This window comes from Bradyrhizobium sp. HKCCYLS1011 (genome assembly GCF_051167795.1).
Lineage (GTDB): Bacteria > Pseudomonadota > Alphaproteobacteria > Rhizobiales > Xanthobacteraceae > Bradyrhizobium.
The window spans coordinates 32,141-57,614 of the sequence record NZ_JBNPTT010000018.1; the positions used below are offsets into that span (position 1 = coordinate 32,141).

Below are 25,474 nucleotides of genomic sequence, written 5' to 3' on the forward strand. Positions count from 1 at the left end.
CCGGTCGCCTGGGTCCGCAAGCTCGCTGCCGGCGCTATTTCAGCGCGCCAACCCAAAGAGGTATTATAAAACCAGCAAAGATGGAGGCGGACAGCACCGCGGCGGCCAGCTTGATCGCGAGGTTGGCCCAGAACGACACCGGCCCGCTGTCGCGATAGCACCAGACGTCATTGTCCCATTCGTCCTTGGTGGTGCGGATCCTGCCGGTCGCGAGCGCGCGGACCATGGCGGACACGGACCAATAGATCAGCCACGCGAAGATCAGCGTGACCCCGATCGCGAGAAGCGCCAGCAGGACATGACCTCGCTCATCCATCACGCATTGCTCCATGGCCAGAGGGAAGCGCCGTCGTCACCCGCGCAGGCGGGTGACCCAGTATTCCACCACTTTCCGTGAGCGCCGAGGCGCTGCGGCGTACTGGATACCCCGCCTTCGCCTTCGCGGGGTATGACCGCCTCTGATTATCTAGCTCTTCTTCAACACTGCCACCATGGAGCTATCGACGGCCGTCAGGACCGAACCGGACTCCCGAGCTGAAGAGAAAAACAATATCGCGATTTCGGGCTCGTCGCTTCGCGCCGCCCCGGAATGACGATGCCAAGGGATGAGCGCGCCTCGAAATGACACTGCTGTATGGCTACGAAGCCGTCATACCCGCGAAGGCGGGGTATCCAGTACGCCGCGGCCTCTCGGTCAACCGCAAATAGCGGTGGAATACTGGGTCCCCCGCCTGCGCGGGGAACGACAGCGAGGGTGGATTACGGCCGCCTCTTCAAAACCGAGACGAAGAACCCGTCGGTGCCGGTGCGGCGCGGGGTCATCAGCCAGCCCTCGGGCGAGGCCAGCGCGGCAGCTGCGAAATCCTCCGCCTTGTCCCACAACACGCCGGCGGTCTGCTCCGGCGGCTGAACCGCGAACTCTGGGTGCCGCGCGATGAAGCTGCGGACCTGCTCGCCGTTCTCAGGGTTCAGCACCGAGCAGGTGATGTAGGCGATGCGGCCGCCCGGCTTCACCATGGCGCTTGCACGCTCAAGCACTTCGGCCTGGTCCTTCAAGCGGATTTCGAGCGCACCGGGACGCATGCGCCATTTGGCATCCGGGTTGCGGCGCCAGGTGCCGGTGCCGGTGCAGGGCGCGTCGATCACGACCAGATCGGCTGAGGCCTTGATGTCGGCAAGCGGCTCCTCCTCGCCTTTCGGGGAGCGGACCTCGGCATTGTGGACACCGGCGCGCGACAGCCGCTCATGGATCGGCGCCAGCTGCCGCTTGTCCTGATCGGTCGCGATCAGCCGGCCCTTGCCCTGCATCATCGCCGCGAGCGCCAACGTCTTGCCGCCGGCGCCGGCACAGAGATCGATCACCTGCTCGGCGGGCTTCGCCGCCGTGAATAGCGCCGCGAGCTGCGAGCCCTCGTCCTGCACCTCGATGTGGCCCTTGATGAAGTCCTCCTCGGCATGAACGCCGGGATTGCGGGCGTCAGCGCCAAGCTCGATGCGCAGGCCGATCGGCGACCACGGCGTCGGCCGGGCATTGAGATGAGAGAGCGACTTCAGCACCTTCTCGCGCCCCGCCTTCAGCGTGTTGACGCGGAGATCCAGCGGCGCCCGGCTGGCCATGGCGGCGGCCTCAGCTGCGCGGTCGTCGCCGAACACGGCGGCGAGATAGGGATCGAGCCATTCGGGATAATCGCCGGCGACATGCGGCGGCGCGCTCACAGGCGTGCGCGAGGCCAGCGCGGCACGCTCGGCGTCGGTCAGGGGCGCCGGCGCAAAGCGGCCACCGTCGCACAAGGCCTCGATGGTCGGCACGTCGAGCCCGCGCTCGACCTTGAGCATGCCGAGCACGCGCGCGCGCGGGCTGTCGTCCTCCATCACGTAGGCGCTGGAGGCGCGCCGGCGCAGCACGTCCCACACCAGGCCGGCGATGGCGGCGCGATCGCCGGAGCCGGCGAAGCGGTGGCTGGTGCCCCAATCCTTCAGAGCCTTGGCCGCAGGCGCGCGCTGCGCCTCGATGGTGTCGATCAATTCGATGGCGGCGGAGAGCCGGGCTGCAGGCGTCATTCAAGGTGGTCCAGTGCTAGATCAGGAGAAGAATCTTGAGGGCGAAATACAGCCACATCGCCAGCAACACCAGGGCCGACGCAACCCAGGCCAGCGACCGCTCGCGGCCGCCATCCTTGGTGCCGCTGACCAGCCCGGCATGGGCGAAGCGGGTCACCACGAACACCCAGGACAATAGTACGATGACCAGATCCGCATGGCGCAGCGGCAGCGCCAGCGCGATCAGGGCGTAGAACAGCGTCGGCAGGCCGAACTCGTCGCCGGCGTCCGCGGGCCTGGCGCGGCCCCGGGTCCAGAACAGAAGCGCGAAGGTGAGCCCGACCTCGACGAAGACGGGCAGCAGAACCATGGTGAGTGACATTGCAAATCCCCCTGGGAAGGTGTGTGGCCCGGCATGCCGGGCCACCCGTGATTGAACCGGTTCCCAAGCGACTCCCGACAAGCCTCCGCGGTTCCCGCGTTTTTTGCCTTGCGCTGAACTTTCACATCAAGTGTGGCTCAGGCCTTATCCGGCCCGACCCGAACCAGCTGCTTGCCGAAATTGGCGCCCTTCAACAGGCCCATGAAGGCGTCCGGCGCATTTTCCAGGCCTTCCGTCACGAACTCCTTATACTTGACCTTGCCGTCGCGCACCCAGCCCGACATGTCGCGCAGGAAATCGCCATGGCGCGCGGCGAAGTCAGAGACGATGAAGCCGCGGATGGTGAGGCGCTTGGTCAGCACCGTGCGCATCAGGGCGCCGGCCCATTTCGGCGCCACCGACTGGGTGTCGTTGTACTGTGCAATCAGACCGCAGACCGGAATCCGCGCGAAGGCATTCAGCAAAGGAAACACCGCGTCGAACACCGCACCGCCGACATTCTCGAAATAGACATCGATGCCGGCTGGACAGGCGTGCTTCAATTTCGCGCCGAGATCAGGATCCCGGTGATCGATGCAGTTGTCGAAGCCGAACTCGTTCTTCACGTAGTCGCATTTGTCCTTGCCGCCGGCGATGCCGATGGCGCGTGCGCCCTTGATCTTGGCGATCTGGCCGACCGCCGAGCCGACCGCGCCGGAGGCGGCCGCGACCACCACGGTCTCGCCCGGCTTGGGCTGGCCGATGTCGAGCAGGCCGGTATAGGCGGTCATGCCGGGCATGCCGAGCACACCGACGGCGGTCGAGATCGGCGCGAGTGCAGGATCGATCTTGCGCAGGCCGGTGCCATCCGACAGCGCATGCGTCTGCCAGCCGGCGCGCGACAGCACGATGTCGCCCTTGGCGAAGTTCGGATTGTTGGAAGCGATGACTTCGCTCACGGTGCCGGCTTCCATGACGCCGCCGACCGGCACCGGCTTGGCATAGGATGGGCCATCGCTCATGCGCCCGCGCATATAGGGATCGAGCGACAGCCAGATCGTGCGCAAGAGCACCTCGCCCGCACCCGGCTCGGGCACCGCGCAGTCTTCAAGACGGAAGTCGCTGGGCTTGGGTTCGCCGACCGGACGCGATGCGAGAATAATGCGCTTGGCTTGGGCCATTGTTGTTTCCTCCGCTGGGGTTTCGTGGCGGTCACGGTAGCGAAGCGGATCCTTATTAGGAAGCCGTCATTCCGGGGCGATGCGAAGCATCGAACCCGGAATCTCGAGATTCCGGGTTCACGCTTCGCGTGCCCCGGAATGACGGCGCAGATGGCGCTCCGTGCCTTACGCCCCGCCCGGATAGTTCGGGCTCTCGCGGGTGATGGTCACGTCATGGACGTGGCTTTCGCGCAGGCCCGCGCCGGTGATGCGGACGAACTCGGCCTTCTCGTGAAACTCGTTGAGATCCTTGGCGCCGACATAGCCCATGGCGGCGCGCAGACCCCCGGCGAGCTGATGCATGACGTTGCCGACCGGGCCCTTATACGGCACCTGACCCTCGATGCCTTCCGGTACCAGCTTCAAGGTATCCTTGATGTCCTGCTGGAAATAGCGGTCGGCCGAGCCGCGCGCCATCGCGCCGACCGAACCCATACCGCGATAGGCCTTGTAGGAGCGGCCCTGCCACAGGAACACTTCGCCGGGCGTCTCGTCGGTGCCGGCGAGCAGCGAGCCGACCATGGCGACGTCGGCGCCGGCGGCGAGCGCCTTGGCGAGATCGCCGGAATATTTGATGCCGCCATCGGCGATGACCGACACGCCGGCCTTCTTCGCCGCCTCCACCGATTCCATGATCGCGGTGAGCTGCGGCACGCCGACACCGGCCACGATGCGGGTGGTGCAGATCGAGCCAGGGCCGATGCCGACCTTGACCGCGTCCGCGCCGGCATCGATCAACGCCTGCGCGCCGTCACGGGTCGCGATATTGCCTGCGATCACCTGCACCTCGTTGGACAGCCGCTTGATGCGGTTGACCGCCTCCAACACCCGCGAGGAATGGCCATGGGCGGTGTCGACCACCACCAGATCGACACCGGCATCAATCAGCCGCTCGGTGCGCTCGAAACCGCCCTCGCCGACCGTCGTGGCGGCGGCCACGCGCAAGCGGCCTTGCGAATCCTTGCAGGCCAGCGGATGCGCCACCGCCTTCTCCATGTCCTTCACGGTGATCAGGCCGACGCAGCGATACTGCTCGTCGACGACGAGCAGCTTCTCGATGCGATGCTTGTGCAGGATCTTCTTGGCCTCGTCCTGGCCGACGCCCTCGCGCACCGTGACGAGGTTCTCATGCGTCATCAGCTCGGAGATCTTCTGGCGGGGATCGGTGGCAAAACGGACGTCGCGATTGGTGAGGATGCCGACCAGCTTGCCGGGGATGCCCTTGCCGCCGCCGACCACCACGGGAATGCCGGAGAAGCCATGGTCGTTCATCAGCGCCAGCGCATCGGCGAGGGTCGCGTCCGGGCCAATGGTGAGCGGGTTCACCACCATGCCGGATTCGAACTTCTTGACCTGCCGCACCTGCGCGGCCTGGCCTTCGGGATCGAAATTGCGGTGGATGACGCCGACACCGCCGGCCTGCGCCATCGCGATCGCCATCTTGGCCTCGGTCACTGTATCCATGGCGGAGGCCATGATCGGAATGTTCAAAGGGATCGCCCGCGTCACGTGCGAGCGGATATCGACCTCGGAGGGAAGCACGTCCGACAGGCCCGGCTTGAGCAGCACGTCATCGAACGTAAAGGCTTCGCGAAGTCCCTGGACGGTCGCCATCGTCAACTCCTTGTCTGCGGCTGCTGCCGCCTGCGAATTCGGATGAGCGCCACTACCGGCGAACCCTGCGGCCCGCCGTCGAATCGATGCCCATCAATGGGGTTGACGCGGGTCGATAGCATGGGCCTGTGACGAATCAAAGGGCCGTGCGGCCGGAATCCCGCAAATGCGGGCCGGAGAGGCCGCTCGCGCCCGGCGCACTGAAATCCAGGCGTGCAGTGGAACAAAATATCACGGGACGCTTGATTCCGAGACGGAAGTTTCAGGTCAGCAAGGCCGGCCCGCTGCTTCGCCCGCGCGAGGCCATGCCGACAGCGCAATGGTGCCCACCGCGGCACGGTGATAAGCCCGCCCTGCCCGCCGCCCCTCGTCCCCGTCAAGCCCGACCTTTGATGAATAAGCAACGCGTCATCCCGCTGATCGTCGCCGCCGCCCTGTTCATGGAAAACATGGACTCCACCGTGATCGCGACGTCGCTGCCGGCGATCGCGGCCGATATCGGCACCAGCCCGCTGACGCTCAAGCTCGCCATCACCTCCTATCTGCTCTCGCTTGCCGTCTTCATCCCGGCGAGCGGCTGGACCGCCGACCGGTTCGGCGCGCGCAAGGTCTTCAGCCTTGCGGTGGTCGTCTTCATCCTCGGCTCGATCGGCTGCGCGCTGTCGCAGTCGGTGTCGAATTTCGTGTTCGCCCGCATCCTGCAAGGCATCGGCGGGGCGATGATGACCCCGGTCGGGCGTCTTGTCCTCTTGCGTTCCGTCGACAAGAGCGCGCTGGTCGGCGCCATGGCCTGGGTCACGGTTCCCGCGCTGATCGGCCCCGTCATCGGACCGCCGCTCGGCGGCTTCATCACCACCTATTTCTCCTGGCACTGGATCTTCTTGATCAACATCCCGATCGGGCTTGCCGGCATCGCGCTGGCGCTGCGCGTGATCGCCCCGATCAAGAGCGACAATCCCGAACCGTTCGACCTCTACGGCATGGTGCTGGCGGGCATCGGGCTTGCGGGCATTGCATTCGGTCTCTCGGTGGCAGGCCTCAACCTGCTGCCCTGGTCGGTGGTCGCAGCCCTGATCGCAGTCGGCGCCATCTCGATGACGCTCTACGTAATGCATTCGCGCCGCACCAATTCGCCGGTGCTGGACTTCTCGATGCTGCGCCTGCCGACCCTGCGTGCCAGCCTGATCGGCGGCTTCATGTTTCGCCTCGGCATCGGCGCACTGCCGTTCCTGCTGCCGCTCCTGATGCAGATCGGCTTCGGCCTGTCTCCGTTCCAGTCGGGCCTCGTCACCTTCGGCTCATCGGCGGGCGCAATGGGAATGAAGGCCCTGGCGGCGCGCATCATCAAGGCTTTCGGTTTCCGCCATCTGATGACGATCAATGCATTGATCTCCTCGGTCTTCCTTGCAGCCTGTGCGTTGTTCACACCGCACACACCCCTGCTTTTGATCCTGATCATCCTGGTGGTCGGCGGCTTCTTCCGTTCGCTGCAGTTCACCGCGATCAACACCGTGGCCTATGCCGAGGTCGAGACCGCACAGATGAGCCGCGCGACCACGCTGACCGCCGTCGGCCAGCAACTCGCGCTATCGGCGGGCGTCGCGGTCGGCGCGTTTTCGGTCGAAACGACGATGTGGCTGCACGACGCGAGCGAACTCAGCGCCTCGTCCTTTGCGCCGGCCTTTGTCGTGGTCGCAATCATTTCCGCGCTGTCGTCCATCCTGTTCTGGCAGATGCCCGACGACGCCGGCAGCGAGATCTCGGGCCGCAAGGTCGCGGCCATCGCAAGCCGCAAGGGTGCCGAGAAGGGCGTGGAGAAAGCCGCCACCAAGTCGGCGTCCGAGACCACGCAGGACGCGCGGGATCAAAGGCTGGGATGAGGCGGACGATGGCTGCCCTGCCGTCGCCCGACAATCGATGACGCGCCCCCCGAATTGGTCTCGCGCGATTGCGCTCGTTAGAAGCTGCGCCAGCTCATTCCGCGCATCGTTACTCTTCGTTCAGTTCTCCAGGTTAGAGGTATCGTGGTCGGCACAGGACATCCGAACTCCAAATGCCGCGCGTGAAGTCCGCGAGATCAAAGCAAACTAGCGACAATCTTCGCCAAATTATTCAGGCTTCGTTGATGCTACGCGTTCGCCAGGCGCGGCCCAAATCTCGGGTCGGGCCTGTTCGCGTTATGCCAGTAAGCATCGCTTAACGGGTGATCCCCATAGTCTGAGACCTGCCGAGAGTGACCGGCGGAGGGGGATAGTTGATTGCCTTCTTCGATCCGCGATTTCGGGAAATGCAGAGAAGCGTGTCTCCCGCAGGAACGGCAAAGAGGGTGAAGATGATCCTACGCGGCTTGCTGCTGCGCTTCGCAAGAGATCGTGAGGCCAACGTCGCCATCATGTTCGCGCTCATGATGGTGCCGACCATCTATCTTTTGGGCATGGCGCTCGACTACACGCAGGCTGTGCGCAGGCAGGAGCAGTTGGACGCGGCCGCGGATGCGGCAGCCATCGCGTCTGTTCGACCGGCGATGCTGACCCAGACCAGCGCCACGGTCGTGCAGAATACAGCGGCGACCGTGTTTGCGGCGAAGGCCAATATTCCCGGCCTGGTCTCCGTACCGGTGCCCACCGTGACGGTCACTGATTCCGGCCTGCAGCGGACCATCCAGGTTTCCTACACCGCGCAGTCCATCAACAATTTTCCATCCTTCCTGGGAGCAGCGGCTTGGCCGCTCAAGGGCTCGGCAACGGCCATGGCCTCGAGCGCGCCCAACATGAATTTCTATCTGCTGATGGATGACTCGCCGTCGATGGGAATCGGCGCGACTGCGACCGACATCAGCAACCTTATCGCCGCCACCTCCTCCACTTACCAGAAAGCATCGTCTTCGCAGAATTGCGGCTTCGCCTGTCATGAAACCAATATCGCGCACGACGGTGGGACCAAGGATAACCTCGCGATCGCACGGGCTAACAATATCACCTTGCGGATCGATCTCGTGACGAGTGCCGTCAACCAGTTGCTCAATTCGTGGTCGAACTGCCCACAGTCGGGCGTTTCGGGGGGCGTCATGCAGTGCATGTCGGCCCTGAACAATACCACCTATCAAGCGGCGCTCTATACGTTCGACTTGGGTTTGAACACGCTGGCGTCATTGACCACCCCGACGTCGGCTGGGACCAAGGTTTCCAGCATTGCGCTGATGCCGGTCGTTTACCAGAACTGCGTCGTTACGACGACCAACTGCAAGACCGACAACGGCACAGATATCGTCAAGGCGCTCACGAGCCTCAACAACCTCATGCCGACGCCCGGCCTTGGCAGCAACACGTCAGGAGACACGCCACAGGAGGTGATCTTCCTTGTCACCGACGGCGTCGAAGACAAGATCTCCTCAACTTGCCCCAACGGCACCTTTGCTGGCAACAGTCGATGCCAGCAGCCGCTCGACACGTCGATCTGCACGACCATCAAGAACCGCGGCATCAAGATCGCGATCCTCTACACGGAGTACCTACAGCTCAAAACTCCTAATATCCCGGTGACGGACAACTGGTACATGAGCTGGATAGACACCTACGACGAGCCGACTTCCGCAACCGGCACCATCGCAAAGAACCTGCAATCATGCGCCTCGTCAGGATTCTTCTCCGACGTTCAGACCGGCGGCGACATCTCGACGGCGCTGACCAATCTCTTCATCAAGGTCGCATCAAGCACGGCCAGCCTCGTGCAGTAGGATCAGCCCATGACTGCATCGGACCTCACAACAGAGAAGAGGCGTGGCAAGAGCTGCGCCGCCTTCATCAGAAACAGCAAGGGCGCCACCGCCGTCGAATTCGCGCTGATTGCCGCGCCGTTCCTTGCTCTCATCATCGCGCTATTTCAGACGTTCCTGGTGTTCTTCGCTCAGGAGTTGTTGGAATCGGTAGTGATTCAATCCGCGCGCCTCGTCAAGACCGGGCAGGTGCAGGCGCAGAATTGGGATCAGACGACATACAAGCAACAGGTCTGCACCAAGATCCGCATCTTCTTCAACTGCAGCGGCTTGATGGTCGACTTGCGAGTTGCCAATGCGTGGTCGACAGCTGACACGTCATTGCTCACGCCGACCTATGACAGCAATGGAAACGTCAACAATATGCAATTCAATCCCGGCACGGCCGGCGATATCGTCGTTCTCCGGGTGATGTACATCTGGCCGGTCATGCTGGGACCGCTTGGTTTCAACCTCTCGAATATTTCCAGCGGCAACCGGCTGATCATGGCCACTGCCGCCTTCCAGAATGAGCCGTCCTCTTAAGGAGTTTACTATGCTCGCCGGCCTGTCATTCCGTATGCGGGACTTCCGGACCGACGTCAGAGCGGTGGCGGCCACCGAGTTCGCCATCGTGCTCCCTTTCATGCTGGTGCTTTTCCTCGGCGGCGTCGAATTCGGGAACGGGCTGGCCATCAACGTCAAGGTCAGCGAAACGTCGCACAGCGTCGCCGACATGGTTGCCCAGAACACGCAGGTCGCTGGGACCCGGATGCAAGCCATTCTAGGGGCTGCGACGGCAATCATGGCGCCCTATCCGACTACGGACAGCAACGGCTCGCTCATGACGGTCACGGTGTCCGAAGTCTCGACCGACAGCAATGGCAACGCGACCGTGCAATGGAGCGAGTCAACAAGTTCGACCGGCTCGAGGCCTGTCGGTCAGACAATGACACTGTCCGCGTTCACGTCAAACACCACACCGGTCAATGCCAATATCTCGCTGATCCTGGCCGAGGTCTTCTATACCTACAAGCCCAATCTCGGCTACGGAATCATGGGCAACGTGACTCTGTCCGACAGCTATTATCTGTTTCCGCGCTGCTCGACCAACAGTCCCACCTCGTCAAGCTTTCCCTATTACGACGTCAAATACAGTAGGACCTTGACGACAACCTGCACCTGCATCCAGCATCTGCAGCAGAAAAGCTGCTAGCGCGAGCGGCTACTGCGCCACTCGAAACTTTCCACCGTCGACCTTGATCAGGAAGGCGGAGCGCTCGTCGTAGCCGTTGTGATCGGTCGGGCTCATGTTGGAGAGCCCGTTGTTGAGATAAACGTCCTTGCTGTGTTCGAGCGCGTCGCGCAGCGCCGCGCGAAGCTCCGCGGTTCCCGGAGACGCAGCCTTGAGCGCGACGGGAATGGCCCGCTTCAACAGCGCCACGGTATCCCACAGATGCGCGGCGAAGATGTTCGGTTTGCTGCCGTTCACAGCCTGGTAGGCTGAGACGAATTCTTCGGTGGCGCGCCGGAACGGGCTGTCGGCGGGAAGATCATCCGCGATCGAGAAGGCCTCGCCGGCGAACACCGCGCCCTCCACATTCTCCTTGCCGAGGTTGACGAACTCCTGGGTGGCGACACCGTGGGTCTGGAATATCTTGCCCGCGTAGTTGCGCTCACGCAGCGCCTGCTGCGGCAGCACCGCCGGCGTGCCTGCGGACGCGATGAAGACCGCCTCCGGATTGGTCGAGATCACCTTGAGCGCCTGGCCCGTCACGCTGGTGTCGGCGCGCGCATAAACCTCATGCGTGGTGATCGAAAGCCCCAGCTCAGGCGCCAGCCGGCTGATCTCCTGATAGTAGCCTTCGCCATAGCCGTCGGAGACGCCGATATAGCCGAGCGTCTTGATGCCGGATCGGGCGATGTGCTTGAGAATGGCCTTGGCCATGAGGTCGTCGTTCGGAACCACCTTGAAGGCCCATTTGCGCTTGTCGTCCATCGGCTGCACGATCGCGGTCGATGCCGCCATGGACAACAGCGGCGTTTTGCTTTCGAGCGCGACGTCCAGCATCGGCATGGTCACGGGGGTCAGCGAGGAGCCGATGAGAACGTCGACGCGATCCTGGATGACGAGGCGCCGCGCGTTCTGCAGACCCTTCACGCTGTCCGACTCGTCGTCGAGCACGATGTAGGTGATGGTCTCGCCCGCGATCTCCTTTGGCAGCGCAGCAACGGTCTTGAGCTGCGGCTGGCCGAGCGCCGATCCGGGCCCCGTCGCAGACACGACAATACCGACCTTGATCTCGGCTCGGGCGCACGACGCGCCAAGCGCGATTGCTGCGAGCATGCATAGTCCAGCCAGACCGAGCCGCATGGCGGTTCCTCCCCGTTCGCCTGCCGCTGTCGGCGCGTTGATGTGGCCAGCGCTTGCAAGCGGCCCAGGCTAACCGGTCCTGGCTGCCCGCGTCTGTCCCCGTGGATGGTGACATCCCGGGCTGGCCCGCGCTTCCAAGCGGCCATCGTTGCTGCTAGCCTTCGCTCAAACGATCCATTCGGGAGGAAGAGGCATGGAAGCTCAAGGAGCTTTCATCGATGCGGCCGGCGCGGTCAGCCCGGTCGTTCTCGCCATTGGGCAGAGCTCGTTTCCGCAAGTCCTGATCGAGGCGCTCGGTGCCGTGGCCAATGTCGGCCACTGCATGGTGTTCGCGTTCGACGACGAGCGTTCGGCGCGCTGGGCCCTGAGCGTCGGCAATATCGGCATCGGCCCCGACCTCGGGGCCGCCTATTCCGAGCATTTCCACGTCGCCGACCCGAACCGGGATGCGATCTTCGCCGCCAAGTCGGGCTGCCGGCACATCATGCTGCCGAGCTTCGCGCGCCGCATGTACGCGAGAGACTATCGGAAGCAGTTCTTCGAAAGCTCCGAGATCGTCGACAAGGTGGCTTGCGCGATCTGGGCAGGGAGCGCCTGCTACTACGTCAATTTCTACCGGACCGCCCCCCAAGGCTGCTTCCGCGCCGACGAGCGGCAGCGCCTCGGAACGGTAGCTCCCCTGGTCAGCGCAGCCGTGGCGCGGCATTTCCAGACCGATGCTGCTACGGCAGATCCGGCCCAGAAGCTGGCAGCGCTGTTTGCGGCACATGAGCCGCTCGCCAGTCTGACCTCGCGCGAGAAGGCGGTCTGCCTGCGCATCCTGTCCGGCTACAGCTCCGAAGCCATCGCGACCGATCTCGGCATCAGCCTGAACTCGACCTTCACCTATCGCAAGCGCGCCTATCAGAAGCTCAACATCGCCTCGCAGAACGAACTGTTCGGGATCGCGCTGCGGCTGATGGCGAGCCCGCCTCCGCTCAATTGAGACATGCTGTCCCCAATCACGGGGACAGACGACGTAAGCATTGCGGCTTACCGTCACCCGGGTCAGACCGGAGGCCTGCCTGTGAGCACAGCTCCCCAGATCGATATCGACGTCGCCGCGTTCTGGGCCGACCCCTACCCTGCGCTGGCACAGATGCGGCGGGAGGCACCGATCGCCTTCGTGCCGCAGCTCGGCAGCACCCTGCTCTGCAGCCGCGACGACATCTTCGTCTCGGAGAAGCAGATCGACGTGTTCAGCTCGCATCAGCCGGGCGGGTTGATGAACCGGCTGATGGGCCACAACATGATGCGCAAGGACGGCGAGGCGCACATGGCCGAGCGCAAGGCGATTGCGCCGGCGGTTTCGCCCAAGGCCGTCCGGCTGCACTGGCTGCAGCAGTTCCAGGCGCACGCCGATCGCCTGATCGACGCGATGGATCCGTCTGAAGACGTCGACCTGGTGCGGGACTTTGCGATGCCGTTCTCGGCCGAGTGCCTCAAGCTGATCACCGGCCTGACCAATATGCGATTTCAGGACATGAATGCGTGGTCGCAGGCCATGATCGACGGCATTGCCAACTACACCGGCGATGGCGCGATCGAAGCGCGCTGCCACGCCGCCACCGCCGGCATCGATGCCGCGATTGACGACATGCTGCCAGTGCTGACCAAGACCCCGGACGCGAGCCTGCTCGGCGTGATGCTGGCCTCCGGCATGCCGATCGAGAGCGTGCGCGCCAACATCAAGCTTGCGATCAGCGGCGGCCAGAACGAGCCGCGTGATGCCATCGCAGGCACCGTCTGGGCGCTTCTCACCCACCCCGATCAGCTGGCGCTGGCGCGCGAAGGGCATGTGCCCTGGATCCAGGCCTTCGAGGAATATGCCCGTTGGATCTCGCCGATCGGGATGTCGCCGCGCCGGATCGCAAAGCCCTGGATCATCCGCGATGTCGCCTTCGCGCCGGAGGAGCGCGTGTTCCTGATGTTCGGCTCGGCCAACCGCGATGAGACGCACTTTGCCGATCCCGACAGGTTCGATATCCGCCGCGACACCTCCAAAAGCATCGCCTTCGGTGCCGGTCCGCACTTCTGCGCCGGCGCCTGGGCGTCACGGGCGATGATTGCGGACGTCGCGCTGCCGATCCTGTTTGCGCGGCTGAAGAACCTGCGCATCAGCGAGACCGAGCCGGTCCGCATCGGCGGCTGGGCCTTCCGCGGGCTGTTGAACCTGCCAGTGATGTGGGACGAATGCCGGCATTGAGCAGGGTCGGAATATCGCGTCTGCTCGCGCTGCGTGTCCGCAAGTCCGCTACAGCTGGCGCTCCATGGAGACGTCGGAACGTCTGGTCCAGTCACGCTGCTGCCGCACGACTCCGTTATCCAGTGCCCAAGACTAGGCTCTCCAACGGACGTTGATGCTGGCGATCGCCAATCTGCGGCTGATCTCCTTGGGGCGCGCACTGTCCGTCATTTTGCGTGTGGGGACGACGTGAATCAAAGCAAAATCAGTTACTACGCCGAGCTGTTCGTCTACCCGGTCGTCGTGGCCGGCCTTCTGCTTTACGATGTCGAGAGCGACGGCTTTGCATTGCACCCGCGTTGGCTCTTCGCCGCGTTGTGTGGAGCGATGCTCTGGACGCTGGCCGAATATCTGGTGCACCGGTTCGTCTACCATGAAGTCCCCGTCCTGAAGGAGCTCCACGGCATGCACCATGCGCGGCCCTGCGACCTCGTCGGGGCGCCGATCTGGGTCAGCGTGGTTGTTTTCTTGTCATTCTTTGCCGTGGTCGCGCGCTTCGCGGACCTCGAGATTGCAGGCGGGAGCACAAGCGGCCTGATCGTCGGTTACATCTCGTATCTGCTGGTTCACGATGCCGTGCATCGCTGGCAGCTTTCGGAACATTCCTGGCTGCGGAGCTGCCGGCTCCGCCATCTCCGCCACCATCGCGACCCCATTCCCGGCAATTTCGGCGTCGTAACCGGGTTCTGGGACCACGTCTTTGGCACTGTCCTGGCGTCGGGACGCGCACGGCCTCGCGATGCATAGGGCCGCCGCGCTCCTGACGACCTTCTTTCACCGAATTCCGTTTCGGCGCGTCCAGCGCTCGGGAGACGGGGCCAGACGCTCTCGAGCCTGGTCCCGTACTCGGGCCCTTGAGATTCGGCCTTCAGGCGCAAACGACTAATATTTGCTCTCAATACCTCGCGACCAGCGGACCGCCGAACGTGTAGTTCACGCGGACGGTCCCCATGTCGACGTCCTGCTTGATGCTCTGGGTCCGATCGAACCTTCCGAATGTGTTGTAGAGGTTCGAACTGCTGCTACCCATGAAGAGATGATCGTATTCGATCGCAACCGACCAACCCGGCGCAAAGCCGAATTCAGCACCGGTCCCGACCGCACCGCCCCAACGGGTCTCGGTGGCCTGGTCGAACGCAAACCCGGCCGGGAAAGCTCCGACAGGTGTTTGCACCACGCCATTGTACTTGGCGTGGGTAACGGCAGCGCCGCCCTTGAAGTACCAGAGCACATTATTCCAGGCGTAGCCGACCTGGCCGGTGAACAGGCCGAGCGCGTCGATCTTGGTCTGGTTGGCGAACGGGAAGCCGCCAAAGGTCCCGATCGTGCTCGTGTTGGAGCCTTTCAGGTTGGCCCAATCGCCCTGGGCTTCCAGGCCCAACACCCAATTGGTGATCTGCCAGCGATAGCCGATCTGGCCGCCGGCCACAGCACCTGTGGCGTCGTGGCAGCCCACGCTCGGCGCGGTGGGAATCGGGGTGCCCAGCGAATTGGTGAGATTCCAGCAGTTGCGACTGGAGGCACCGCCGCCATTGAGGCCGATATAGAAGCCGCCCCAGTTGTAGATTGGCGCGGCCACCGGCGCCTTGGTGTAGACCTTGGCAGGCAAATCAGCAGCGAACGCCGCGTTGGCAAGACCCACAACCGAGATCATGCCAAACCCAATCACTACAACCCGGCGCATTCCTAGCTCCACCAACGTGAATAAGATAGCAACAAGCGGTAACACGTTGTGACAGAGACTTATGACAAGCGCCATACCAACGCGTGGTCAAGTTCCAATTCTGGAACATGTGTTGCTGAACTCCAACACGCTGGGATGTCGTCCGTCCCCAAACGGGCGATGACTTTGAACCCTGCAGTCAGGCCTTACGCAATGAAAGCTCCTGCCAATCTCGCCGAAAAGCTCACGACGTTCACCGAACGCTTCTCCCCGCGCACGGTGGCGATCTACAACGACAACGACATCATGGTCGCCAAGCTCGAGGGGCCATACCACTGGCACAAGCATGACGACACCGATGATTTCTTCCTGGTGCTGAAGGGCACGCTCGACATCGAGTTGCGGGATCGCACCGTCACGCTCAACCCTGGCGAGGTGTTCGTCGTGCCCAAGGGCGTCGAGCACCGGCCCGTCGCGCATGAGGAGGTGCACATCCTGCTGATCGAGCCAACAGGAACGCCCAACAGCGGCGACAAGGCCACAGCCGCACCGCGCATCCTGGCGTGATGGACAGGCGCCGAACTGCCTGAGTGCACGAAGCTCTCCGACGTTTGAGTTGCGCCCTATTCGTCCGTACTGGAAAATGGGTGCAGCAAAAACGCCGGGGGCTTTCGCAAGTCGGTCCTGTCCACGCGACGGGAGGAATGATCCGGATGCAATGGCTCGGAACCTGGAAAAATCAGTACGGCTCGATATTGCGGATTACGCGTGACGAGACCAGCCAGATTGCTGGTACGTTCGAGACGGCCCTGCCCGACAGCAGCTTTTTCGGTGACGTACGGCCGGTCATCGGCGTTCACACTGGCAATTGCATCAGCTTTGCGTTCTGCACCTCTGACGCGGCAGACGGCGCGATCGCGACTTTCAGCGGCCGGCTGGTCGAAGGGCAGCTGCAGACCGTATGGCTTGTCGTGGCGAACAGGCCGAGCTGGCCGCACGCCGTCATGACCAACGCGGACACGTTCGAACGCGCGTGAGATCCCACCGAGCGGGAAACGGGGCGTGGGTGGCGCAGATATCAAGCGCGCGAACGCGTTGCGCGCTTTTGCGCTGCTACAGCGCAACGATGTCGCCGCTCATCTAGTCGCGGTAGCGACAAAATTCGTCGCCATTCTCGTATTCGTAGCAAATCTTGACGCGGCGATAGGGTCGATCTTCATCGAAGTACCGCGAGCCGCGATCCATATCCTCGTCACCGCGTTGCATCCGCCAGTTCTGACCGGTGGTGCGACGATCCATATCCTGATCCATCATGCGGCCCATGCGGTGCTGGCGCATACGATCCTCATCACGCTGTTGTGTCGTCCAGTCTCGGTTGACCCGCGTGTCTTCGGCACTTTGGCGGTCTCGCTCGCGCGCTTGATCTGACTGCTGGGGTGTGCGTTCCGGTTGGACGGGAGTGGTTTGGGCTTGGCTTGTCCCCGGCGTTGTCTGCGCCTGCTGGGCAAACGCCGCCCCGGAGACAAAACCAGAGGACAGGAACAGGACGGTTGCCGCTGTTGAAACGCGCATGGTTCATCCCTCCACGAGAATGCTGTTCAACCGTGCGGCTCAGGCTTGGTTTCGAAGGAGGTCGCCTGTTTTCGATGTTGCGCCGCAAAGCCTATACGGCCGCAGACCGGAGGGTTGCACGTACTGGAACTGCGAAGGGGCGCCCGCAGGCGCCCCTTGCATCAGGTCCGCCGGGCCTCGGACGTCATTCCAGCTCGATGGCCTGGTAGGTGCCGGTCTCGTCGAGCGCGGTACCCCAGATCTTGTGTGACGCCTGGTGCTCAGCGCGTCCGAATGAAAGCGCGCTGCCGAGGCCGAGATCGATGCTGCGCATCGCTTCCAGCGTGTCGACCAGCCGCTCGGTTTCGAGCGGGGTGGTCTGCTTCAACGCCTGGATCAGGATGCTCGCCGAGATGAAACCCTCGAGTGAGGTGTAGTCCGGCGCTTCGCCGGGGAAGTATTTTGCCAGCGCAGTCTTATAGTCGAGCACGAGGCTGGAATAGCCGGCGACCGATGGAACGCCCTGCGTGACGATGACTCCATCGGTGTATTTCGGGCCGAGCAGCGTCAGCTCGGCGGCGAGCGACGAGGACCCAACGGCCGAGATGTTAGCATAGATCAATCCCGGAACCGCGTCGTGGGTCTTTTCGATGAATTTCGCGGCCGCGCGGTCGGTCGCGATCATGATCACGGCCTTGATCGGCGGCTTGGTCTGCGCCTTCAGCTTGCTGACGGCTTCGTCGACCTCCAGCGTGCCGCGGGGGAAGCCGTAGCGGATGATCGGATCATTGATGCCAAGCGAGCGGAACGCCTTGGCGACGCCGTTGGCGCCGTCGTCGCCGTAAGCATCGTTCTGCGCGAACACAGCGATCTGCTTGGCCGGAATGCGCCGGACTTTCATCAGGTAGTGCACGATTGCCGCGGTCTCTTCGGCGTAGCTCGCGCGATAGTTGAAGACGTAACGGTCGGGCGGATCGTGGCGAACGACGGCCGAGCCGCTATAGGGCGCGAAGAACAGCGCGCGGCGCTCCAGCGCATAGGGGATCGCGACCGCGTTGTTGGCGGTGCCCATGTTGCCGATGAAGCCGAACACCTGATCCTTTTCGTAGAGCTGCGTCATCGCGGCAAGCGTTCGACTGGGATCGTAGGCATCGTCGGCGGCAATCAGCCTCAGCTTGCGGCCGTTGATTCCGCCGGCGTCATTGGCGCGGTTGAACGCCGTCTCGATGCCGAGCTTCATCTGGCGCGCGGGCTCCTTGCGGACACCGGAAAAGGGGATGACGGTGCCGAAACGGATCTCGGTGTCGCTGACGCCGTGCGGAAGGGGTGGCGGCAGTTTGGCGGTGGGCTGCGTCGAGGCCGCGGCGGTCGAGGGTGCCAGCGTGAAGGGGATGACGGGAGCCGCGGACTGCTGCTGACTGAGCGACCGCTCGAGCTCCGCCAATTGCTGTTCCGCCATCTGACAGTTCACCTGCGAGGCAGCCACTCGGCTGCGGCCGTCGGCGATGTATCCGTTGAAGCTGCGGACAAGCAGATCGCGCTCGCCGTTGCTCGACGAGGCCTGGCGGATGACCTCGCCGAACTGGTCGACGATGGTCTGGACGCGTCCCTGCGCAATGTTCTGGCAGGTCGAGGCCTGACCGACGATCGGACCGACGCGAGAGGCGAGATCGCGAACGACATCGGCGGGAGCGGCAAGAGCGGAGCCCACAGGCACCACGAAGCAAGTTCCGAGAAGGAGCACAGACCAGCGAACCGTCATTTGAGCTTTCCGTTTTCTTCTGATTGGTTGGCTATGTTCACTACATCATTCAGATGGCCTGCATATTAAGAACAGGCACATTACCGAAAGCAATCCATTGCGCCGTTGCCGCGGGCTGAACAGGATCGTTACAAATTTGTTGGTCGCAACGTTGCCGGCTGTTTGAGCTCCGTCTTTCAAGACGTCGAACTAACAATGAGCTTGATCGATTGTTACTCAGAATCAGCGGTTTGCCCCGCTGCTTGGCAGTCAGCCTCGCGCGCGGTTCGATAAAATGCCTGCGATAATCAGAAGCGTCCGGTGCTGCTCGCACGCGATCCGAACAAGGGGATTAAGTTCTTCCAGTCTTAACCACCGCTGACGCAGGAAGATACAACGTGCAAGGACGCTTTAAAGGCTAGGTCACCTTGCACTGGAGAGACGCGCCGGCCATCGCGGGCCATCCCAACTGCCTGATGTCGTCGACGTTCATACCACTGTCGCTTCGGCATCTTAGGCTCTCCGAAAGGGATTTGGTTAGGACGCTGGCATGACTCGCATCATCGTCCTGTCGGACATCCACCTGTCGCCGACACATGGCTTCTTCTGGGAGAACTGGTGCGTCGCGCGCGACTTCGCCAACGCGGCGGAGCCCGATGCGGTGATCGTCAACGGTGATCTGGCGATCAATGGACCCGAGAGCGACGCTGAGATTGCCTTCGCCGCGACAGCGCTGACAAAGCTGCACGGGCGTGTCATGGTCCTGCCCGGCAACCATGATGTCGGCGACGAGCCGCCCGGTCAGGACCCCGACCAGATCATCGATGATAACAGGCTCGCGCGCTGGGACCGCTGCTTTGGCGGGGATCGCTGGGCGCTCGATGTCGGAGGCTGGCGCCTGGTCGGCGTCGACGCGCAACTGTTCGGCTCGGGGCTCGCACGGGAAGCTGCGCAGGATCACTGGCTCGACCAGCAGTTGAGCACCGCCGGACGGCCGACCGCGTTGTTCCTGCACAAGCCCCTCTTCCTTGACGATCCGACCGAGGATGCCGAAAGCTCCTCATGCATGGTGCCGCGGGCTCGGGCCCGGCTGCTGGACAGGCTCGATCGCTCAGACGTTCGCCTGATCGTCAGCGGTCACCTGCATCAACATCGCGACCGCATGGTCGGCAACCTGCGGCACCTCTGGGTGCCGGCTGTCGCCTTCGCCGCCCCGCAGGCGCATGGCGGTGACGACCGTTGCGGGCTCACCGTGCTCGATTTCTCGGAAGCCACCGTCGATGTCACCATCGAGCGGCCCGCCGGCCTCGTCTCGCACGATCTCGCTGCGATCAAGGGCCACCGCCGCTATTCGTTCCTGCGCGACATGCCGCCGTCGCCCCCACCGGACGCAGACTGACCGGCGTTTCGGCGCCTAGCCCTTGTTCGGCAGGTTGGTCCGAATGTGCAGCTCGCGCAGCTGCTTGGTCGTTGCCTCCGACGGAGCGCCCATCAACAGGTCGACGGCTTGCTGGTTCATCGGGAACAGCGAGATCTCGCGCAGGTTCGTGGTGCCACAGAGCAGCATCACGATGCGGTCGACACCAGCCGCCATGCCGCCATGGGGCGGCGCGCCGTATTGGAAGGCGCGGTACATGCCGCCGAAGCGCTCGACCACATCCTGCTCGCCATAGCCAGCGATCTCGAACGCCTTCACCATCGCTTCCGGCTTGTGGTTGCGGATGCCGCCGGAGGCGATCTCATAGCCGTTGCAGGCGATGTCGTACTGGAACGCCTTGATCGTCAGCGGGTCCTGGGTCTGCAGCGCGTCCAGGCCGCCCTGCGGCATGGAGAACGGATTGTGCGAGAAGTCGACCTTCTTGTCGTCCTCGTTGTACTCGTACATCGGGAAGTCGACGATCCAGGCGAGCGCGAAGCGCTCCTTGTCGGCGAGGTTCAGCTCGTCCGCCACCTTGTTGCGGGCGAGGCCTGCGAACTTCCAGAACTTGTCGGGATCACCGGCGACGAAGAAGGCCGCATCGCCCTCCTTGGTACCGAGCTGGGTGCGGATCGCAGCGGTGCGCTCCGGGCCGATGTTGTTGGCCAAGGGACCAGCGCCCTCGCCGCCCTCGCGCCACATGATGTAGCCGAGACCAGGCTGACCCTCGCCTTGCGCCCAGGAGTTCATGCGGTCGCAAAAGGCGCGCGAGCCGCCCGTCGGCGCCGGGATTGCCCAGACCTGGTTCTTCGGGTCCTCCAGCATCCGCGCGAACACCTTGAAGCCGGAGCCGCGGAAGTGCTCGGAGACGTCGGCCATCTCGATCGGGTTGCGCAGGTCAGGCTTGTCGGAGCCATATTTGCGGATCGCTTCCGCGAACGGAATGCGCGGGAAGACCTCCGTTACCGGCTTGCCGTCGGCGAACTCCGCGAACACGCCACGGATCACCGGCTCCATCGCCGCGAACACGTCCTCCTGCGTGACGAAGCTCATCTCGACGTCGAGCTGATAAAACTCGCCCGGCAGGCGGTCGGCACGCGGGTCCTCGTCGCGGAAGCACGGCGCGATCTGGAAGTAGCGGTCGAAGCCGCTCATCATGAGCAGCTGCTTGTACTGCTGCGGCGCCTGCGGCAGCGCGTAGAACTTGCCGGGATGGATGCGCGAGGGCACCAGGAAGTCGCGCGCACCTTCCGGCGAGGACGCAGTCAGGATCGGGGTCTGGAATTCGAAGAAGCCCTGCTCCTTCATGCGCCGGCGCATGGAGTCGATGATCGCCATGCGGCGCATGATGTTGGCGTGCAGCTTCTCGCGGCGCAGGTCGAGGAAGCGGTACTTCAGCCGGATGTCCTCGGGATATTCCTGCTCGCCGAATACCGGCAGCGGCAGCTCGTCCGCGGGTCCGAGTACCTCGATGTCGGACACGTAGAGCTCGATCTTGCCGGTCGGCAGCTCGTCATTGTCGGTGCTCTTGTTGTCCGCGCCGGTGGGCCGGCGACGCACCTTGCCCTCCATGCGGACCACCCATTCCGAGCGCAGCTTCTCGGCAAGAGCGAACGCCGGCGAATCCGGGTCCACCACGCATTGGGTGATGCCGTAATGGTCGCGCAGGTCGACGAACAGCACGCCGCCATGGTCGCGGATGCGATGGCACCAGCCGGACAGCCGCACCGTCTCTCCGATGTTGCTCTCGCGGAGCGCGCCGCAGGTATGGGTCCGGTAGCGATGCATGGTCGTCCTGAAAAGGCTGTCGGGGGCAAGGAATCGGCGCAGCCCCTCAGGGGTGCAGCCGGCGCGCGCCGGTTTAGCCGAGCCGGTCCGCTGCGGCAACCGTGCTGCGAAAATGAGCTGGCGCGAGAAAGCTCAGTTGAACGCCCTTTGGGCTCGAAAAGCAGGCGCAGTGCTCCTATCTTTACCGCCATGACCGTGCATTTCCCGTTCCAGAACTCCTATGCGGCGCTGCCGGACAATTTCTTCGCCCGCGTCGCGCCGACGCCCGTGGCCGCCCCGCGGCTGATCAAGCTCAACCGGACATTGGCCGAGGAGCTGCAGCTCGATCCGAAAGAGCTCGAGACGCCTGAGGGCACCGAGATCCTGGCCGGCAAGAGCGTGCCCGAAGGCGCCGATCCGATCGCGATGGCCTATGCCGGGCACCAGTTCGGGCACTTTGTTCCGCAGCTCGGCGATGGCCGCGCCATCCTGCTGGGGGAGGTCGTGGACAAAAACGGCATCCGCCGCGACATCCAGCTCAAGGGCTCCGGTCCGACGCCCTTCTCCCGCCGCGGCGATGGCCGGGCGGCGCTCGGCCCGGTGCTGCGCGAATACATCGTCAGCGAGGCGATGTATGCGATGGGAATCCCGACCACGCGGTCGCTGGCCGCGGTCATGACCGGCGAGGCCGTGTATCGCGAAGGCGCCCTGCCCGGCGCGGTGCTGACGCGGGTGGCTTCCAGCCATATCCGGGTCGGCACGTTCCAGTATTTTGCTGCCCGCCGCGACAGCGAGGCGGTGCGCCAGCTCGCCGATCACGTCATCGCCCGGCATTATCCCGAAATCGGGGCCGCCGAGCGGCCCTACCATGCCCTGCTGGACGCCGTGATCACACGCCAAGCCAGGCTGATCGCACAGTGGCTCCTGGTCGGCTTCATCCATGGGGTTATGAACACCGACAATACCTCGGTTGCAGGCGAGACCATCGACTACGGTCCCTGCGCGTTCATGGACGCCTATGATCCGAAGCAGGTGTTCTCCTCGATCGACGAGTTCGGCCGCTATGCCTTTGCCAACCAGCCCCGGATCGGGCTCTGGAACCTGACCCGGTTCGCGGAGTGCCTGCTGCCGCTGCTCGACGACGACAAGGATACGGCGATCAAGCAGGCCGAGGCCGCGCTCGACGGCTTTGCCGAGCAGTTCACGGCGGCGCATCAGGCCGGCCTGCGGCGCAAGCTCGGCCTGTCGACGGAACGCGAGGGCGACCAACAGCTGGCGCAGGCCTTGTTCGATGCGATGACTGCGGGCCAAGCGGATTTCACCCTCACCTTCCGCCGACTCAGCGACGCCGCGGGCGACAGCGACGACAGCAAGGTGCGGGCCTTGTTCCAGGATCCCGCCGGATTCGACGAGTGGGCGCCGCGCTGGCGGCAACGTCTCGCCGAAGAGCGCCAGACGCCAGACGAGCGGCAGGCTGCGATGCGCGGCGTCAATCCAGCCTTCATCCCGCGCAACCACCGGATCGAGGCGGTCATCGCCGCCGCGGTGCGGGACAACGATTTTGCCCCGTTCGAGGAGCTGATCGCCGTCCTGGCCAAGCCCTACGAGGACCAGCCGGCCTACGCGGCCTATGCCGAGCCGCCGCAGCCGGAGGAGCGGGTGCTGCAGACCTTCTGCGGCACGTAAGGACCCGTTAACCGCGCCTCCACCATCGCGATAGGCGGGCCCAAGCATTTAAGAAACGGTCAACGCCGCCCCGACAATCCTCATGATCTGTCGGGAGAATTGCCGTGGACGCTCTGGTCTTCGAATTCATGGGTTTGGCGATGATCGCGCTCTGCGTCATCGTGCTGGCCGTGCCCTGCGGCCGCCGGTCATCGGGCCGCGTTCTCCACCATTAGCCGTTCCATCTCAGCGATCTTCAACCTGAGCGCGCACGCAACAAGCGCTTTCCGGAGCGCTCGCTGCTGATCCAACCGAAATGCAAGCCCCGAATTCGCGCCAAGGCGCTTGACATATCAGCGCTTTCGGACGACGGCGTAACATAGCCCGTCATGGATCGTTCATGGATTTGATCACCACCACCGCGGACCTTGCAGCCGCCTGTACCCGCCTTGCCCGGCATCCCGTCATCACCGTGGATACCGAGTTTCTGCGGGAAACCACCTATTACCCCCTGCTCTGCGTCGTCCAGTTGGCGAGCGCTGACGAGGCGATCGTGATCGATGCGCTCGCCGAAGGGCTCGATCTGAAGCCGTTCTTCGCGCTGATGGCGGACGAGAACGTGCTCAAGGTGTTCCACGCCGCGCGCCAGGACATCGAGATCATCTGGCACCGTGCCAGCATCGTGCCCCACCCCATCTTCGACACCCAGGTCGCCGCGATGGTGCTCGGTTACGGCGACAGCATCGCCTACGACCAGCTCGTCGAGCGGATCACCGGCCATCGCCCGGACAAGACGCACCGCTTTACCGATTGGTCGCGCCGCCCCCTCACCAAGGAGCAGATCCATTACGCCGAGGCCGACGTCACGCATCTGCGCGACGTCTTCGCGGCGCTTGACGCCGACCTGAAGCGACGAAAACGAAGCGACTGGGTCAGCGAGGAGATGGAGGTGCTGACCTCGCCGCGGACCTACGACTTCCACCCCGAACGCGCCTGGGAGCGGCTCAAGACGCGGGTGCGCAAGCCGAAGGAATTGGCGGTGCTCATGGAGGTTGCCGCCTGGCGCGAGCAGGAGGCGCAGAGCCGGGATGTGCCGCGCAGCCGGGTCCTCAAGGACGATGCGGTCGGCGACATCGCCATCCATGCGCCCACCAGCGTGGAGAAGCTCGGCGGCCTGCGCTCGCTGCCGAAGGGCTTTGAGCGCTCGAAATGGGGCGCGGACATTGTGGCCGCCGTGCAGCGCGGGGTTGCGCGTGATCCCGCCACGCTGCCCAAGCTCGAGAAGCCGCGCAACAATTCCAATGGCGCCGCCATTGTCGAGCTCTTGAAGGTGCTGCTGCGGATGACGTCGGAGCGTCACGCCGTCGCAAGCAAGGTGATTGCAACCGTCGACGATCTCGAGCAGATCGCGCTGGACGACAATGCCGATGTTGCAGCGCTACACGGCTGGCGTCGCGAATTGTTCGGCGAGGCCGCACTCGCGCTGAAGCACGGCCAGCTTGCGCTCGCGATCGAGAAGGGCCGCGTGGTCCGGGTCGACCGCGGCAGCTGAGCGCTGCTGCATGTGCTCGGCCTGCGTGCCCTCAAAGCCGGCGCAACTTCACCCAGTTTATTGCAAACCGTTTCTGCCCAATACAGAGCTCAACAAGGCCTATTCCGGCCTGTTTTCTGTCCCACGCTCGGCTGCGAGCGCCTGCGAAACTTCGACAAGGGCCATTGACAGAATATAGGCGCTGGTAGGTAAGTTGAGCTCACGCGCTTTTTCGATGGCCGCCCGGAGAGTTCGGGCCAAGTCCTTGAGCTCATCCTCTCGGGCCGTCATGACCTTCTCGTTTCTGGAGCTTATGCGTGAGCACAGACGATTGCGAACAGCCGCGAGAGAAGCTGCTGCGCCTGCTGCAGGAAAATCATGCCGATCTGAACGTTGTCGAAGGTCTGCGGTTGATCATCGCCTTCAACAGGATCAAGGAAGCTTCGGACCGGCGCGTTCTGATCGAACTCGCCGAACGGCTTTCGAAGTGAG

Annotated in this window: 23 protein-coding genes; 13 read left to right on the forward strand and 10 right to left on the reverse strand. The window is 63.7% G+C overall.

Annotation, left to right across the window (positions count from 1 at the left end):
* Positions 1–34 precede the first annotated feature (34 nt).
* From ACQR1W_RS39000 to guaB, 5 genes are all read right to left on the reverse strand, one after another.
* A complete protein-coding gene (locus tag ACQR1W_RS39000; RefSeq protein ID WP_434855743.1) occupies positions 35–316 on the reverse strand; it encodes a hypothetical protein in 282 nt (93 codons plus the stop codon).
* 443 nt (positions 317–759) lie between these two features.
* Positions 760–2,061, reverse strand: coding sequence for an RsmB/NOP family class I SAM-dependent RNA methyltransferase (locus tag ACQR1W_RS39005; RefSeq protein WP_434855744.1), 1,302 nt, complete (start codon positions 2,059–2,061; stop codon positions 760–762).
* A gap of 16 nt (positions 2,062–2,077) precedes the next feature.
* Positions 2,078–2,422: an MAPEG family protein gene (locus tag ACQR1W_RS39010; protein WP_434855745.1), complete on the reverse strand. Its 345-nt coding sequence runs from the start codon at positions 2,420–2,422 to the stop codon at positions 2,078–2,080.
* Between the two features lie 137 nt (positions 2,423–2,559).
* On the reverse strand, positions 2,560–3,582 hold the full coding sequence (locus ACQR1W_RS39015) for an NADP-dependent oxidoreductase (protein WP_434855746.1): 1,023 nt from the start codon (positions 3,580–3,582) through the stop codon (positions 2,560–2,562).
* Positions 3,583–3,747: 165 nt separating this feature from the next.
* Positions 3,748–5,235: an IMP dehydrogenase gene (guaB, locus tag ACQR1W_RS39020; RefSeq protein WP_434855747.1), complete on the reverse strand. Its 1,488-nt coding sequence runs from the start codon at positions 5,233–5,235 to the stop codon at positions 3,748–3,750.
* 392 nt (positions 5,236–5,627) lie between these two features.
* Here guaB and ACQR1W_RS39025 point away from each other — a divergent pair, with 392 nt between their 5' ends.
* The 4 genes from ACQR1W_RS39025 (at position 5,628) to ACQR1W_RS39040 (ending at position 10,205) form a co-directional block, all read left to right on the forward strand.
* Complete coding sequence (locus tag ACQR1W_RS39025; protein ID WP_434855748.1) at positions 5,628–7,115, forward strand: MFS transporter; 1,488 nt, start codon at positions 5,628–5,630, stop codon at positions 7,113–7,115.
* 455 nt (positions 7,116–7,570) lie between these two features.
* On the forward strand, positions 7,571–8,971 hold the full coding sequence (locus ACQR1W_RS39030) for a TadE/TadG family type IV pilus assembly protein (RefSeq protein WP_434855781.1): 1,401 nt from the start codon (positions 7,571–7,573) through the stop codon (positions 8,969–8,971).
* A 9-nt stretch (positions 8,972–8,980) separates the two neighbouring features.
* Positions 8,981–9,535: a TadE/TadG family type IV pilus assembly protein gene (locus tag ACQR1W_RS39035; RefSeq protein ID WP_434855749.1), complete on the forward strand. Its 555-nt coding sequence runs from the start codon at positions 8,981–8,983 to the stop codon at positions 9,533–9,535.
* A 10-nt stretch (positions 9,536–9,545) separates the two neighbouring features.
* A complete protein-coding gene (locus ACQR1W_RS39040; RefSeq protein WP_434855750.1) occupies positions 9,546–10,205 on the forward strand; it encodes a TadE/TadG family type IV pilus assembly protein in 660 nt (219 codons plus the stop codon).
* A 9-nt stretch (positions 10,206–10,214) separates the two neighbouring features.
* Here ACQR1W_RS39040 and ACQR1W_RS39045 read toward each other — a convergent pair whose 3' ends face one another.
* Complete coding sequence (locus ACQR1W_RS39045; RefSeq protein ID WP_434855751.1) at positions 10,215–11,363, reverse strand: ABC transporter substrate-binding protein; 1,149 nt, start codon at positions 11,361–11,363, stop codon at positions 10,215–10,217.
* A 193-nt stretch (positions 11,364–11,556) separates the two neighbouring features.
* On the opposite strand from ACQR1W_RS39045, the gene ACQR1W_RS39050 reads away from it, so the two are divergent.
* The 3 genes from ACQR1W_RS39050 to ACQR1W_RS39060 all read left to right on the forward strand — a co-directional run bounded on the left by ACQR1W_RS39050 (position 11,557) and on the right by ACQR1W_RS39060 (position 14,394).
* Positions 11,557–12,348 (forward strand): helix-turn-helix transcriptional regulator, encoded by a 792-nt coding sequence (locus tag ACQR1W_RS39050; RefSeq protein WP_434855752.1) that lies wholly within the window; start codon positions 11,557–11,559, stop codon positions 12,346–12,348.
* A gap of 81 nt (positions 12,349–12,429) precedes the next feature.
* Positions 12,430–13,608, forward strand: a complete 1,179-nt coding sequence (locus ACQR1W_RS39055) for a cytochrome P450 (RefSeq protein WP_434855753.1) — start codon at positions 12,430–12,432, stop codon at positions 13,606–13,608.
* A gap of 228 nt (positions 13,609–13,836) precedes the next feature.
* Positions 13,837–14,394: a sterol desaturase family protein gene (locus ACQR1W_RS39060; RefSeq protein WP_434855754.1), complete on the forward strand. Its 558-nt coding sequence runs from the start codon at positions 13,837–13,839 to the stop codon at positions 14,392–14,394.
* A 148-nt stretch (positions 14,395–14,542) separates the two neighbouring features.
* Here the strand turns inward: ACQR1W_RS39060 and ACQR1W_RS39065 are convergent, their stop codons facing one another.
* Complete coding sequence (locus tag ACQR1W_RS39065) at positions 14,543–15,331, reverse strand: outer membrane protein (protein WP_434855755.1); 789 nt, start codon at positions 15,329–15,331, stop codon at positions 14,543–14,545.
* A 192-nt stretch (positions 15,332–15,523) separates the two neighbouring features.
* Between ACQR1W_RS39065 and ACQR1W_RS39070 the strand changes: the two genes are divergently transcribed.
* Both ACQR1W_RS39070 and ACQR1W_RS39075 read left to right on the forward strand, forming a co-directional pair.
* Positions 15,524–15,877 carry a cupin domain-containing protein gene (locus ACQR1W_RS39070; protein ID WP_434855756.1) on the forward strand — a complete coding sequence of 118 codons (354 nt, stop codon included), beginning with the start codon at positions 15,524–15,526 and terminating at the stop codon, positions 15,875–15,877.
* Positions 15,878–15,900: 23 nt separating this feature from the next.
* Positions 15,901–16,347, forward strand: coding sequence for an avidin/streptavidin family protein (locus ACQR1W_RS39075; RefSeq protein WP_434855757.1), 447 nt, complete (start codon positions 15,901–15,903; stop codon positions 16,345–16,347).
* A 103-nt stretch (positions 16,348–16,450) separates the two neighbouring features.
* Here ACQR1W_RS39075 and ACQR1W_RS39080 read toward each other — a convergent pair whose 3' ends face one another.
* Positions 16,451–16,882, reverse strand: a complete 432-nt coding sequence (locus ACQR1W_RS39080; RefSeq protein WP_434855758.1) for a hypothetical protein — start codon at positions 16,880–16,882, stop codon at positions 16,451–16,453.
* 184 nt (positions 16,883–17,066) lie between these two features.
* On the reverse strand, positions 17,067–18,623 hold the full coding sequence (locus ACQR1W_RS39085; RefSeq protein ID WP_434855759.1) for an ABC transporter substrate-binding protein: 1,557 nt from the start codon (positions 18,621–18,623) through the stop codon (positions 17,067–17,069).
* Between the two features lie 529 nt (positions 18,624–19,152).
* On the opposite strand from ACQR1W_RS39085, the gene ACQR1W_RS39090 reads away from it, so the two are divergent.
* Positions 19,153–20,001, forward strand: a complete 849-nt coding sequence (locus ACQR1W_RS39090) for a metallophosphoesterase family protein (RefSeq protein ID WP_434855760.1) — start codon at positions 19,153–19,155, stop codon at positions 19,999–20,001.
* A 15-nt stretch (positions 20,002–20,016) separates the two neighbouring features.
* Here the strand turns inward: ACQR1W_RS39090 and aspS are convergent, their stop codons facing one another.
* The gene (aspS, locus tag ACQR1W_RS39095; RefSeq protein WP_434855761.1) at positions 20,017–21,807 is read right to left on the reverse strand and encodes an aspartate--tRNA ligase; all 1,791 of its coding nucleotides are present in this window, start codon (positions 21,805–21,807) and stop codon (positions 20,017–20,019) included.
* Positions 21,808–21,996: 189 nt separating this feature from the next.
* Here aspS and ACQR1W_RS39100 point away from each other — a divergent pair, with 189 nt between their 5' ends.
* The 3 genes from ACQR1W_RS39100 to ACQR1W_RS39110 all read left to right on the forward strand — a co-directional run bounded on the left by ACQR1W_RS39100 (position 21,997) and on the right by ACQR1W_RS39110 (position 25,473).
* The gene (locus tag ACQR1W_RS39100) at positions 21,997–23,472 is read left to right on the forward strand and encodes a protein adenylyltransferase SelO (protein ID WP_434855762.1); all 1,476 of its coding nucleotides are present in this window, start codon (positions 21,997–21,999) and stop codon (positions 23,470–23,472) included.
* A 379-nt stretch (positions 23,473–23,851) separates the two neighbouring features.
* Entirely contained in the window at positions 23,852–25,003 is a 1,152-nt protein-coding gene (gene rnd / locus ACQR1W_RS39105; protein WP_008969497.1) for a ribonuclease D, read from the forward strand.
* A 296-nt stretch (positions 25,004–25,299) separates the two neighbouring features.
* Positions 25,300–25,473, forward strand: coding sequence for a hypothetical protein (locus ACQR1W_RS39110; protein WP_008969495.1), 174 nt, complete (start codon positions 25,300–25,302; stop codon positions 25,471–25,473).
* The last annotated feature ends 1 nt before the right edge of the window (position 25,474 follow it).

Coding starts and splice junctions, on each gene's coding strand:
- ACQR1W_RS39085 (WP_434855759.1), bottom strand. CDS start 18,623: ATGACGGTTCGCTGGTCTGTGCTCCTTCTCGGAACTTGCTTCGTGGTG.
- ACQR1W_RS39015 (WP_434855746.1), bottom strand. CDS start 3,582: ATGGCCCAAGCCAAGCGCATTATTCTCGCATCGCGTCCGGTCGGCGAA.
- ACQR1W_RS39070 (WP_434855756.1), top strand. CDS start 15,524: ATGAAAGCTCCTGCCAATCTCGCCGAAAAGCTCACGACGTTCACCGAA.
- guaB (WP_434855747.1), bottom strand. CDS start 5,235: ATGGCGACCGTCCAGGGACTTCGCGAAGCCTTTACGTTCGATGACGTG.
- ACQR1W_RS39080 (WP_434855758.1), bottom strand. CDS start 16,882: ATGCGCGTTTCAACAGCGGCAACCGTCCTGTTCCTGTCCTCTGGTTTT.
- aspS (WP_434855761.1), bottom strand. CDS start 21,807: ATGCATCGCTACCGGACCCATACCTGCGGCGCGCTCCGCGAGAGCAAC.
- ACQR1W_RS39025 (WP_434855748.1), top strand. CDS start 5,628: ATGAATAAGCAACGCGTCATCCCGCTGATCGTCGCCGCCGCCCTGTTC.
- ACQR1W_RS39045 (WP_434855751.1), bottom strand. CDS start 11,363: ATGCGGCTCGGTCTGGCTGGACTATGCATGCTCGCAGCAATCGCGCTT.
- ACQR1W_RS39065 (WP_434855755.1), bottom strand. CDS start 15,331: ATGCGCCGGGTTGTAGTGATTGGGTTTGGCATGATCTCGGTTGTGGGT.
- rnd (WP_008969497.1), top strand. CDS start 23,852: ATGGATTTGATCACCACCACCGCGGACCTTGCAGCCGCCTGTACCCGC.
- ACQR1W_RS39005 (WP_434855744.1), bottom strand. CDS start 2,061: ATGACGCCTGCAGCCCGGCTCTCCGCCGCCATCGAATTGATCGACACC.
- ACQR1W_RS39000 (WP_434855743.1), bottom strand. CDS start 316: ATGGATGAGCGAGGTCATGTCCTGCTGGCGCTTCTCGCGATCGGGGTC.
- ACQR1W_RS39050 (WP_434855752.1), top strand. CDS start 11,557: ATGGAAGCTCAAGGAGCTTTCATCGATGCGGCCGGCGCGGTCAGCCCG.
- ACQR1W_RS39010 (WP_434855745.1), bottom strand. CDS start 2,422: ATGTCACTCACCATGGTTCTGCTGCCCGTCTTCGTCGAGGTCGGGCTC.
- ACQR1W_RS39035 (WP_434855749.1), top strand. CDS start 8,981: ATGACTGCATCGGACCTCACAACAGAGAAGAGGCGTGGCAAGAGCTGC.
- ACQR1W_RS39090 (WP_434855760.1), top strand. CDS start 19,153: ATGACTCGCATCATCGTCCTGTCGGACATCCACCTGTCGCCGACACAT.
- ACQR1W_RS39040 (WP_434855750.1), top strand. CDS start 9,546: ATGCTCGCCGGCCTGTCATTCCGTATGCGGGACTTCCGGACCGACGTC.
- ACQR1W_RS39100 (WP_434855762.1), top strand. CDS start 21,997: ATGACCGTGCATTTCCCGTTCCAGAACTCCTATGCGGCGCTGCCGGAC.